The sequence below is a fragment of the Sphingomonas sp. MM-1 genome, assembly GCF_000347675.2.
Taxonomy (GTDB): domain Bacteria; phylum Pseudomonadota; class Alphaproteobacteria; order Sphingomonadales; family Sphingomonadaceae; genus Sphingomonas_E; species Sphingomonas_E fennica.
This window is the reverse complement of the sequence record NC_020561.1, coordinates 1747052-1759500: the sequence shown is the minus strand read 5'-3', so window position 1 is coordinate 1759500 and position 12449 is coordinate 1747052. Positions and strand designations below refer to the sequence as shown.

9 protein-coding genes are annotated in these 12449 nt (G+C 60.6%); 1 reads left to right on the top strand and 8 read right to left on the bottom strand.

The genetic code is table 11. The annotated features are described in order from the left end of the window. Positions 1–19 precede the first annotated feature (19 nt). Entirely contained in the window at positions 20–1219 is a 1200-nt protein-coding gene (locus G432_RS08590; RefSeq protein WP_015458432.1) for a tyrosine-type recombinase/integrase, read from the top strand. Between the two features lie 116 nt (positions 1220–1335). Here the strand turns inward: G432_RS08590 and G432_RS08585 are convergent, their stop codons facing one another. From G432_RS08585 to G432_RS08550, 8 genes are all read right to left on the bottom strand, one after another. Next, complete coding sequence (locus tag G432_RS08585; protein WP_015458431.1) at positions 1336–2388, bottom strand: virulence RhuM family protein; 1053 nt, start codon at positions 2386–2388, stop codon at positions 1336–1338. Between the two features lie 58 nt (positions 2389–2446). Beyond that, positions 2447–5629, bottom strand: a complete 3183-nt coding sequence (locus G432_RS08580; RefSeq protein ID WP_015458430.1) for a type I restriction endonuclease subunit R — start codon at positions 5627–5629, stop codon at positions 2447–2449. After that, on the bottom strand, positions 5629–6375 hold the full coding sequence (locus G432_RS08575) for an abortive infection family protein (RefSeq protein ID WP_015458429.1): 747 nt from the start codon (positions 6373–6375) through the stop codon (positions 5629–5631). Before G432_RS08575 ends, G432_RS08580 begins: the two co-directional genes overlap by 1 nt. Beyond that, the gene (locus G432_RS08570) at positions 6372–7505 is read right to left on the bottom strand and encodes a restriction endonuclease subunit S (protein WP_015458428.1); all 1134 of its coding nucleotides are present in this window, start codon (positions 7503–7505) and stop codon (positions 6372–6374) included. The genes G432_RS08575 and G432_RS08570 overlap by 4 nt, the downstream gene beginning before the upstream one ends. Next, positions 7495–9087 (bottom strand): class I SAM-dependent DNA methyltransferase, encoded by a 1593-nt coding sequence (locus G432_RS08565; RefSeq protein ID WP_015458427.1) that lies wholly within the window; start codon positions 9085–9087, stop codon positions 7495–7497. Before G432_RS08565 ends, G432_RS08570 begins: the two co-directional genes overlap by 11 nt. 62 nt (positions 9088–9149) lie before the next feature. Further along, positions 9150–9446: a helix-turn-helix transcriptional regulator gene (locus G432_RS08560; RefSeq protein ID WP_015458426.1), complete on the bottom strand. Its 297-nt coding sequence runs from the start codon at positions 9444–9446 to the stop codon at positions 9150–9152. A 136-nt stretch (positions 9447–9582) separates the two neighbouring features. After that, positions 9583–10446, bottom strand: coding sequence for a phage integrase N-terminal domain-containing protein (locus tag G432_RS08555; protein ID WP_041865271.1), 864 nt, complete (start codon positions 10444–10446; stop codon positions 9583–9585). Between the two features lie 586 nt (positions 10447–11032). Then, positions 11033–12202, bottom strand: a complete 1170-nt coding sequence (locus G432_RS08550; RefSeq protein ID WP_041865270.1) for an STY4528 family pathogenicity island replication protein — start codon at positions 12200–12202, stop codon at positions 11033–11035. Positions 12203–12449: the final 247 nt, after the last annotated feature.

The window sequence follows — 12449 nt, the reverse complement described above, 5'->3', positions numbered from 1 at the left end:
TGGACATACGGAGGATGAGATGGCACTGACCGACAACACACTCAAGGCGCTCAAGCCTAGGGACAAGACCTACACGGTCACCGACAACCGGGGGCTTCACGTGGAAGTGTTCCCGACCGGGGGCATCGTCTGGCGTTACCGCTACCGGCTGAATGGCAAGTACGAGAAGCTGACGCTGGGCAAGTATCCCGCGCTGACGCTGAAAAACGCTCGCCTGAAACGGGATGAGGCGGCCCAGCAAGTAGCAATGGGCGAATCGCCGGCAAAGAAGAAGCAACAAGCCAAGGTGGCCGGCGCGGAAGACGCCACCGTGGCCGACTTCGCCGAACGCTTCTTCAAGGACATCCAGTCACGCGACCGCAAGAACGTGACCATGCCCCGCCGCTACCTGGAAAAGGACATCCTGCCGCATATCGGCAGCAAGCCGATCCGGGACATCACCGCCGAGGACGTACGCAGCGTCATCTGGCGCAAGAAGGAACAAGGCTTCGATGCCGCTGCCGGCCAGGTGCGCGGCCTGCTCAAGCGCATGTTCGACTACGCGCTGACCTGCGGCCTGATCCAGGCCAACCCGGTCATGGCCCTGCCGATGCGGCACGTCTACCGCGCCGCCGCCCGCGACCGGGCGCTGACGCCGGACGAAATCCGGCAGTTCCTGCGCGCCATGCAGACCTCCAACATCCGCCGCCAGTTCAAGATCGCCTTCCAGTTGATCCTGATGACCCTGGTGCGCAAGTCCGAGCTGATGCTGGCGCAGTGGAAGGACGTGCATCTGGACGAAGGCGAATGGCACATCCCGGTCGAGAACTCCAAGACCGGCAAGCCGCACATCGTCTACCTGTCCACCCAGGCGCAGACGCTGTTCAAGGAACTCAAGCCGCTGGCCAGCAGCAGCGTCTGGGTGTTGCCGGGCCGTGGCACCCTGGCCAAGCCCTTCGCCAACAATGCGCTGAACCAAGCGCTGAAGGTGTCATTGCAGGGGCAGGAGATCCCCGCCTTCACCATCCACGACCTGCGGCGCACCGCATCGACGCTGCTGCACGAACAGGGCTGGTCTTCGGATGTCGTGGAGAAGGCGCTGAACCACACCATCGGCGGCGTGCGTGGTGTCTACAACCGGGCGGAATACGCCGAACAGCGGCGGGAGATGTTGCAGGCGTGGTCGGACTACATCGACAGGCTGGCGCCGTCGGGGAATCTGGTGATCGGTGCCGGTTAGACGTGACGGTGGCCTTTTCCTTTTCCTTTTCCTTTTCCGGGTAAGGCTGTTGTCCCTTGGCCACCATTCCCTTATTGCCTTTTCATCTTCCCTTTGGCCGGGCCAAGCCTGGCAATTCATTTTCTCTTCCTGCTGCTTTTGCCCGGCTTGGGCAGTGCCTTGGCGGCGTCCTCCAAGGCTCGTACATTGGCATCTGCACCTTCGGCCTCCAACAAGGCCCGCCGCTGGACGGAGAACTGCTCATATTGGTTCTCAGCATGGGCGTCGGCCTGCTTCTTGGAGATGCGGCCTGCGCCGGTGAGCACATCACGTTCGTTGAAGGTTAGGAAGGCATCGAGCCGCTCTGCCCAGTCCTTCAGGAACACTTCTTTGCGCCGGCGGGCCTGATCCTCGGCGAAGTCCAGCCACATCGTGACGATACGGTTGAGTTCGCTGATTTCCGATTCCCGCAGGTAGTTCTTGGCAACGGTCACATCGGCCTTCTGTACGCTGCCAGATTTCCAGGTCGTCAGACCCATGTTGGTCTGGCGGCTGTCTGCACGCTCGGCAATCAGTTCGGCGGCGGTCTTGCCAGTGACGGCGAAGTGCAGCTTGTTCTGGATAAAGCGGAAGAACTGGGTAGTTTCCGGCAGCGTGGGCGAATAGTCCGCCGCCATCGAAAATATCTCGCGCACTCGCAGGTACATCCGGCGTTCGCTGGCCCGGATGTCGCGGATACGTTCGAGCAACTCGTCGAAACGGTCGGGAACAGCGGAGCCGGCGACGGGTGGATTCTTCAGGCGTTCGTCGTCCAGCGTGAAGCCCTTGACCAGGTACTCCGACAGGCGCTCCGTGGCCCAGCGGCGGAATTGTGTGCCCCGTACCGAGCGCACCCGGTAGCCGACCGCCAGAATCGCCTCCAGGCTGTAGTAAGCCACCCGGTAGTTCTTACCGTCAGAGGCAGTTGTCAACCATTGGTTGACAACTGCCTCGGGCCGCAGTTCCTCCTCGGCAAAGATCGCCTTCAGGTGTTTGGCAACGTTCTGCTTGCTGGTCTGGAACAGCTCGGCCATGCCCGCCTGCGGCAGCCACAGTGTATCGGCCACGAAGCGGCATTCGACGCGGGTACGTCCATCTTCGGTCTCGTAGAGCAGGAATTCGCCGGGCAGCGGCTGAAGTTGATCGGTCATAAGCAATACCCGTGCGAAATTTGCAGGAGAGCAGGAAGATCCCTCATCCACCTGCCCCTTAAGCCCACCCGGCTGACAGTGCTTCCGCCTGCTGCAACACTGTCTGGACGGCGGCGTCCTGCAAATCAGGCGGATAGCCGTACTTGCGCAGGATACGCTTGACCAGCACGCGCATCCGGGCACGCGCCGAATCGCGATGTGCCCAGTCAACCGAGACATTGCTTTTCAGACTGACCAGCAATTCATGGGCGATCACCTTGAGATTGTCATCGCCAATTATTTGCACTGCCGATTCGTTTTCAGCCAGCGCGTCATAAAAGGCAATTTCTTCGTCACTGAGGCCGGACTCCTCCCCACGCTGTCGCGCCGCTCGAATGTCCTTCGCCAACTGGATGAGCTGCTGCAACACCTCGGCAGTAGTGATGGCGTTAGCGTGATAACGCGCGACGGCCTGCTCCAACCGTTCCGAGAACGTCCGCGTTTCGACGATGTTGGCCTTGCTGCGCGAACGGATGCCATCGTTGATGAGCTTGCGCAGGGCTTCCAGCGCAAGGTTCTTCTTCTGCATCTGCTGCACTTCGGCAAGAAACTCGTCGGACAGGATGGAAATGTCCGGCGACTGGATGCCTGCCGCTTTCAGGATGTCCACGATCTCGGTGCTGACCACCGCACGGCTGACGATCTGTTGGATGGCGAAGTCGCGCTCCTGCGAGGTCACGCCGGAGCCAGTGCTTGACTTGACCAGCGCGGCGCGAATAGCTTGGAAGAAGCCGACTTCCTCGCGGATGCCGCGCGCCTCGTCAGAGGCCGACGCCAGCGAATACGCCTTCGATAAGGCCAGCACCGAGTCCTGATAACGCCGCTGAGCGTTCTTCTTCCCTTCCTCGGTGGTCTCCGCCGCTGTCCATTGTTGTTGCCTGTCGAGAATCCACTCGATGGCTCCGGCCATCATCGCCAGTCGTTGCTGCGGAGTGCCGTTCAATGCCGTGACGTAATCGAAGCCGTGGTACATGTCACGCACCACTTCGTACTTCTCCAACAGCACGGCCACAGCCTGCGCTTCATCGACGCCAGTTGCTTCCTGGTCGCGCGCCGAATACTGCGCCAGCGCCGACTTCAAGCTCTGAGCAATGCCGATATAGTCCACGATCAGGCCAGCAGGCTTGTCGCGGAACACACGGTTGACGCGGGCAATGGCCTGCATCAGCCCGTGTCCCTGCATCGGCTTGTCCACGTACATCGTGTGCATGCACGGCGCGTCGAAGCCGGTCAGCCACATATCGCGCACGATGACCAACTTGAGCGGATCTTTGGCGTCGCGGGCGCGCTTGGCGAGCAGGTCGCGTCGCGCCTTGTTGCCGATATGCTGCTGCCATTCGGGTGGGTCGCTGGCTGCGCCCGTCATCACGATTTTGATGGCTCCGGCATTGTCATCGGTGCTGTGCCAGTCCGGGCGCAACTTGACGATCTCGTCATACAGCGCCACGCAGATGCGGCGGCTCATGCACACCACCATCGCCTTGCCATCCAGCGCGGATAGCCTATCCTCGAAGTGCGCCACCAAGTCCTTCGCCACCAGCGCGACGCGTTTTTCGCTACCGACCAGTTGTTCGACTGTCGCCCATTTCGCCTTCAGCTTTTCCTGTTCGGTAACCGCCTCGTCCTCAGTCAGCGCTTCCACCTCAGCATCGAGCTTAGGCTTCTCGTCCTCGTCCAGTTCAATGCGCGCCAGACGCGATTCGTAGTAGATCGGCACCGTCGCGCCGTCCTCCACCGCGCGGCTGATGTCGTAGATATCAATGTAATTACCGAACACGGCCGGAGTGTTCACGTCCGTCGCCTCGATAGGCGTACCCGTGAAACCGATGAAAGAGGCATTGGGCAGCGCGTCGCGCAAGTATTTGGCGAATCCGTAGGAGACCTCGCCAGTCTTGGCATCCACTTTGGCACGAAAGCCGTATTGCGAACGGTGCGCTTCATCAGCAATGACCACTACGTTGCGGCGTGTAGTCAGCGGCGCGTTTACCTCTCCAAATTTCTGCAAGGTGGTGAAGATCACGCCACCCGAAGCTCTGGCAAGCAATTGCTGTAAATGCTCGCGGCTTTCGGCCTGCACCGGTGTCTGGCGGATCAAGTCACGGCACATCGAGAAGGTGGCGAACAACTGATCGTCTAGGTCATTGCGATCGGTAAGCACGACAAGCGTCGGGTTCTCCATCGCTGGGTGTTTCACCAGTCGCCCGGCGTAGAAGGCCATCAGCAAACTCTTGCCGGAACCTTGCGTATGCCAGATCACCCCCGCGCGTCTGTCGCCCAGGGATTGCGTCGCCACGCTGGGTAGCCCGTAAGACGCTGGTTCCTCGGCTACGCCGTGCCATGAGTCGGAAGCGCGAATCGTGGACTCGATGGCGCGGTTGACTGCGTGGTACTGGTGATAGCCCGCCACGATCTTCGCCAAGCCGCTGCCGGTCTCGCCGAACACGGTGAAATGGCGCAGCAGATCGAGGAACCGCTGCTTCTCGAATACGCCCTCGATTAGCGTCGGAAGTTCCGGCGAGCCTTTTTCCAGAATAGCCCTGCCATCCGTGGTGCGCCACGGCATGAACCGTTCCAGATCGGCGGACAGCGACCCCACGCGCGCCGCGATGCCATCAGAAGTGACCAGCAGCGCGTTGGTGTGAAACAGCGCCGGAATCTGCTGCTTGTAAGTCTGCAACTGGTTAAATGCACCCGCCAGATGCGCGCCTGCGCTACCTGGCGCCTTCAGCTCGATCACTGCAAGCGGTAAACCGTTGACGAACAGCACTACGTCCGGCCTGCGCTTGACCTGGCCGTGGATGACCACGAACTGCTGCACGGCCAGCCAGTCGTTGTGCGCAGGCGAGTCGAAATCCAGCAACGCCACCTTGCCTGCCGTCAGTACCCCATCATCGCCGTAGTATTCCACGTCCACGCCCTCGGTCAGCAGTGTGTGGATGCGACGGTTTTCTTCCAGCAAACCGGGGAATACGGATTGGGTGAGCTTGCGAATGGCATCCGCCCGCGCCTCCAGCGGCAGGTGCGGGTTGAGCCGCAGAACGGCATCTGCCAGCCGCTGATGCAGCAATACGACATCGTGGCTTTCGCGTTCTGGCGCGCTGCCGTCAGGGCTGATGACCTCATCAGATGCAACCACGTAGCCCAGCCCGCGCAGTTGCTCTAGCAAGGTTTGTTCGACTTGGGCTTCGGACAAAAAGGCCATCAGGCTCCCTCTTGCTCTTCGTTTGGTTTCGCCACTGGGACGGGAACGCCGCGAGCGGCATTCAGGGCTTCGATGTAGGCATCCCGATCAAGCTGGTAAAGCAAACGACTGACCGGAATGTTGAGGGAAAGGTATTCGCCTCCGGGCAGCAGAATCCGGAGTACTGAATTTCCGTCATCGTCCGTTACCAATTCCAAGCCGATATTCGTGTCAATCAGCTGGTTGAACGCCTCGAATCGCTCCCACGGCTCACGCGAACTGACGGGATCGCGCTGGGCCTCCAGATAGGCTTGGTGCAGGAACATCACCAGCGCATCCGCAGACAATATTGCCGAGCGCCGATGATGGACAGACAGCTTGGCGAGGAATCCGTCCCGTCCGTGGCTGACTGGCCCGGATTCATTCCGCAGATCGCCCAGGGCCGTCGTCAGCTTGTGGTGCTGCGATACCAGCTTCAGGAACTTGTTGTTCTGGTTCTCGCCGAGTTTCAGCACTCGCACTGCCGCGCCGACCCATTCGCCGAAGTCCGGGGCCGTAGCCTTGGGCTTGACGGGTTGGGTGGGCGAATCCAACTCGTCCACAATGATGCGGCAGAACACTTCGACAATGGATTTCGCGCAGTCGATGCACGCATCGTTGTCCTGCTCCAAGGTACGCTCCAATGCCTCGAAGGTCTGCTGCAACATCGGCGCATCGCGCCAATGCACACAGGCTTCGCGGATGCCGGGGCACCAGTCCAGGCTCATTGGTTCACCCGCAGTTGGCCGGAGAGAAGGCGTGGCAGTAGTGCATCACGCAGCTTGGCGAGAGTGCGAGCCTGCAATGCGTTGTTGATGGTTTGCTTGAACAACGGGGCGATAACGGCATCGTGCCTCGTCATTTCATCCGGCGGTGGCACAGCGATTTTGGCAGCGTTGAGGTGGCCACGCTGGATGTGGCCCATCGTCGTCGCCTTGCTTGCGGCGATGGTACGGAAGTTGGCCAAGTGCTGCCGCGTGGCGTAGTAGTAGAACCACTTGGGAACTTCACGCGAGGTGATTTTGAACAGATGCTGGTTCAATGCGCCGCGCCCGCCCGTCCATACCTCGACTTCCAGCGACCCCGACCACGAGAACAGCACATCGCCATCCTCGACGATATATTCGGGCTTAAGCTTCGTGCTGGCCTTATCTGCGCCATTCGTATTGCCCGCACGCAACTGCGCGATTTTGATGACAGGCAGGAACTCTGTGTCGCTTTCGGGCGGAAACTTTTGCATCGCTAAGCCGTTTAGGTAGTCGGCAATCGAATCGAGAGAACGAACCGACCACCCCCTCGGAATCAAGCCGAGTTCCGATTCCTGCATATCCTCTGGCGCCATGCTGTCGAAGTCCACGAAGCGGGACTTGAACAGCGCAGCGGCGATTGCTTGCAGGGTGGCATTGGTCTGGTGCAAGTTGGCGATGCGGTCGTCGAGTACGCCGAGGGTTTCGGCGATGGCGCGTTGTTCTTCAGGCGAAGGAACCCTCAACTCTCGGACATAGACCGCAGCTCGTGTTGTTGATGGAATCGGCGAGCCGTCGTCAATTTCGCCAAGTTTGTAATGCTGGATAGCGTAATACAGCCAGCGCATGTCGAGTTCAGTTTTCGGCACGACGAAATAGGCCGTGTCGATCACCCAGAATGGCTCACGGGAGAACTGCACGCCACGATACGCGCCCTTTCTGCCGAGAATCACGCCAGGGCCGTCGGCAAGCGAGTTATCCGTCCAACCGACCGGACCGTTGGAGCCGAACACGCGAAACTTGCCGCATGCTTCTTGGTAGCCGCGTATCGCCTTGCCGTATTCGAGCGAAATTTCTTCGCCCCAAGTGGATTTGCGCCACTCAGCTACCATAGCCAATGACTCCCAGTTTTTCGCGGATCACGGCATCCAGTTCCGCGCCGCGCTTCGTCTGTTCGCCAAGCTGCGCGGTCAACCGCTGCATCTTGTCTTCGAATGCCTCGTCGTCCTCGTCCTGCGCTTCCACGCCGATATAGCGACCCGGCGTCAGGACATGACCATGCTTACGGATCTCGTCGAGAGTGGCTGATTTGCAGAAACCGGGGATGTCCGAGTACTCGCCCGCTTCGGCCTCGCCACGCCATGCGTGGTAGGTATCGGCAATCTTGCGGATTTCACTATTGGTCAGTTCGCGCCGTGTGCGATCCACCAGCACGCCCATCTTGCGGGCGTCAATGAACAGCACTTCGCCACGCCGATCGCGCAGTTTGGTCTTCTTCACCAAGCCATTACTTCGACCTTTGGCAAGAATCCACAGGCAGGCCGGAATTTGCGTGGAATAAAACAACTGGCCGGGCATGGCGACCATGCAATCCACCACGCCAGCGCCGTCAGCCGCCTCAAGCATGGCCTTGCGGATCTCGCCTTCACCACTTTGTTGGCTACTCATGGAGCCGTTGGCGAGCACCACGCCTGCGACACCATGTGGTGCAAGATGGTGGAAGATGTGCTGCAACCACGCATAGTTGGCGTTACCCACAGGTGGCACACCGAATTTCCATCGCACGTCTTCGCGTAAGCGCTCGCCGCCCCAGTCGGAAATATTGAACGGAGGATTGGCGAGGATGAAATCAGCCTTCATTGGTGCGCCATCATTGCCGCGCTGAGTGGCGAACTCATCCTTGTGGAAGCTGCCTTCGTTATTCCAAAAAATCTTGGAATCAATACCGCGCACGGCCAAGTTCATCTTGCACAGGCGCCAAGTGGTGTAGTTGCTCTCCTGTCCGTAGATGGCGATATCTCCGATGCGACCGCCATGTTCGGTGACGAACCGTTCGCTCTGTACGAACATGCCGCCACTGCCACAACAAGGGTCATACACGCGCCCGCTATACGGTTCCAGCATTTCCACAAGTGTTCGCACTACGGAGCGTGGCGTGTAGAACTCGCCACCACGCTTGCCTTCCGCACCCGCGAACTGGCCAAGGAAGTATTCATAGACACGGCCCAGCACGTCGCGGGATTTGTCACTTCCATCATGCAGGGCGATGCCGGAAATCAGGTCGATCAACTCGCCCAGCATCACCTTATTGAGCGCGGGGCGAGCATAGTCCTTAGGCAGCACGCCTTTGAGCGATTCGTTGTCCTTCTCAATGGTGCGCATGGCGTCATCAATCAGCGTGCCGATGCTGCTCTGCTTGGCGTTGGCTTGCAGATGCGACCAGCGTGCCTCTTTGGGCACCCAGAAGATGTTGTCTTGCAGATACTCGTCTTTGTCCTCGGCGGCAGCGGCATCTTCGGCCAGCAGTTCGGCATGGCGGGCCTCGAAGGCATCGGAGATGTATTTGAGAAAGATCAGGCCCAGCGCAACGTGCTTGTAGTCACTGGGCTCCATGTTGCCGCGCAGCTTGTCGGCGGCTTTGAACAGTTCTGCCTCGAAGCCGAGGTTGCCGCCATTGTTGTCGTTCTGTGCCATTGTTTCTTGTCCTCTATATGCGGGCCGGATCGTTCAGTACGACCAGAAATTTTTCGCCATCGCTATTCATGAGCAAGCACCGCTAACAGGCCGGCGATGGCGGAGCGTGCCTGCTCCTTATCTGGACTGGCCAACATCGTGCGCACCCTGTGGGCCAAGTCGTCAGCCGATGGCGCCGATACCCCATTGCCGATATGCGCCTCCCGCATACAGGCATTGATCACCTTGGCGGGCGGGTCGTACTCCCCCCGCTCATACCGGCTCAATTGGGACTGCGAAACGCCCAGAACAGTGGCGAACTCCGCCTGGGTTCGCCCATTGCGGGCGGCCCGAATGAGATCAGCGACGCTGTTGACCATAGGGTATCTGGGGGGCGTAAGTATGCTTGGTAAGCATCATATATCAAATTTAATGCTTATAGAGCATTTTTTATCGGAGGCATCCGAGCCAATGGCTCGCGCTCCAGCCAGCAAGGCTGGCGTCAAGAGAATCAATTCATCGACCCAGGTACACCGTCGTGATTTGCAGTCGCTCATGTCCCAATTCACGGCTGACCGTCTGTCGCGCAACCTGGTCCTGGCCGTGTTGTGCGGGTGTCAGTTGCTGTGTCGAAGGACCGCCTGCCGCAGGAGCCGTCCAGCCTGTCAGCACCAGATAGCGGGCTTGGGCATAGCCATGCCGCAGACCGTGCATGTTGCTCAGGCCCGCTGCCTTGCATTGCCCGTCGTAAACGTGCCGCTGCTGGATGTAGGTCTTGTCCGCGGGGATCAGCGAGCTCAGCCCTGCTAACCGGTGCGCTTCGTCCAGCACCGCCCGCTGCTCCGGCGTCGTGATCGGCACCGTCCGGTCGCGCCCGCCCTTGGCCCATGACCCCTTGATGGCGATGTGGTCGCCACGGTCGGCATGGCGGGGCTGGAACTTGATGGATTCCTCCCGCCGCAAGCCGAAGGCGGCTTGCAGGCGCAGGCTCATGCGAACGTGTGGATCGGTGATTCTGTTCAGCCCATCGCCCACTTCCTTGGCCCTGCTCTCGTTGGTCACATAGCGGCGGTCTGGGATGCCCAGCTTGGCGTTGTCCGTTGGCAGGATGCCTGCCTTGCCGACCTTCTCTGCCCACCAGCGCAGGTGGGCCATGCGGTTCTTGATCGTGCCAGCCGACAGGCCTTCGGCTTGCCAGCGCTGCAACAGGGCTTCGACATGCTTGCCCTTGAGCGAGATGGCGCGCATCTGGCGGAAGCCCGCCTCGCGCAGTTGGCGTGCGGCCAGACTCAGCGACCGTTGCCGGTCAGCCTGGGTGGCGTGACTGCCGTCGCGGTTGCGCAGGCAGAGCTGGCGCAAGGTATAGGTCAGGTCGTCCATCGCGGCGTTGTTCCATCGGTTGTCGGGGCTGAGAAGCAAACGGTCAGTGTTTTTGCCAACTCGCCAAGGCGAGATCCCCGAAGGGCAAGGGCCAGGTGCTCAGTTCACCTGTGGCCTCGAATGAGGCGTCCGCCTTGCTTCCTGTGGGAAGGCCGGGCGGAAGAGTTGCAAGGGACAACAACGCGATGTGCGGGGATGGGTGCCTCCTGTTGTGCAGTGGTGGAAAAGGAGCCGGCAGACCGTGTGAGGTCGGGCGAGCAGCGACGAAGCCTGGAAAGGCGAGCGTGTGTCGCGACGATGGCGGGACGAACCACGCCGAAGATGAGGAAGGCTCTGCCCGTGGGTAGGGCGGCACACCGAACGAGCCTGGGTGTGCCTGGGATGGTTCCGCCCGGTGAACCGGGGCGGCGCTTGCAGGAACCTGCGCCAGGGTTCCGGTGTTCATACCCACCGGCAGGTTGTTGCTGGGCCAGTGTGCCGGGGCATCGTCATGTGCGCCGCCATCAATGCGATGCTGCGCCAACCCGCATTCCTGCTGCAGTTCGCCGGGCCGTCACTGCGGCGGGCAGTGACGGCCCCATTTGTCTCACGCCGAGCCCAGGAATCCCAGCCTTGCAGCAGCAGGCGTGTTTCCCGGGGCTGTTGGCAGCATTCCGCTGTCAGCCATGCACCCAATGATCTGCCCGATGGGCAGCGATGGCGTCTTCAGCATGCGCCTGATCTGATCCAGATGCCGTTGCGCCACCTCGCGCGACGCAGGCTTTGCGGCTTGGCTGCTGGACGATGGCGAAGGAGCCGGCGGCGAGCCATGCTGGCTGTTGTTGATGGCCTGCATGGGTGTCTGCTGCGGAGTGGATTTGCGTGCCGCCCAGAGCTTGAAGACGCCTTCCACGGCCTTCTTGATCAATCCGTAGAGGTAGGCGATGGCGTTGTGCACGCCACCTGATTCGCAGCGTACGTCCCATTCAGCCAGCACCGCCAGGCGTTGCTCCGGAGGCAAGCCCCTGAGACGCGCGGTGAGAACCCGCTGCTGATCCTGTGGCAGTTGCCGGAAGCGGGCTGGCACATCTGGCCCCGATACCTGCACTTCGTGTGGTGAGCGGTACGTACGTACTTCTTTTAATACTTCTTTTTCTACAGTACGTACTGCTGTCGCAGATGCCGGAACGGGTTTCGGAATGCCGCCGCTGGCTTCGGGCACGAGGTCATTGCGCGGAGTTGAACCGCCAGGACTGTCCGGATCATGGTCGTCGCCCTGGTGCTGCAAGCGCCTGATCCGTTCTTGCATTGCTGCGGGCAGCTTTCCCAACCTGTCTGGATGGCGCATGGCCCCTTCGAGAATGGACTGTGCCAGTTGGCGGATCGTCGCGCTGGCGTGGCCAAGCGCCCGTTCCAACAGCGGCAGGTAGTCTTCATCCTCCAGGCACGCGTCGTTGAACGCAAGGGGCTGATTCCGCACCGCGTAGCGGCTGGCCATCGAGAAGCCGGTCATCGGATTGCGGCGGTACTCGACCAACGCAATCCACGTGGACAGCCGCAGGCACAGCACGGCCCTGGACACGGTTTCAAGGGCAGCCCGCTTGCTGCCCGGTGCGCTGGGCAGGTACTTGCGCAGCGCGTCGTAGCTGAGGACCACGGTGCCGTCACTGCTGGCCAGCGAACGGAACGTCAGCCAGGCGTTGCGCTCCAGCGGCGTCAGCCGCTCATCGAGCAACAGGGCTTTCGGAGTGACGATGTCTGAAGCTTGGTGTGACATGGTGAGGCTCCTATCGGTATCGGCCAACTGGCCAAAGGAGCCGTCATCTCACCCCGGCATCACCGCTGCCGCAGCCAACAATCCGAACTGCGCTCCTCCCGTTTTTTCGGGCTGAAGCGGGGGCGCAACATCCTTGGTGTTCCGGATCAGGAGGTGGGAAAATGAGCACGCTGCAGCGCATTGGACGTTGCTGAACGCCGATGGACGGGTTCGCGGCCTCTGATCAGGTTGCCCGCTGACACATTGC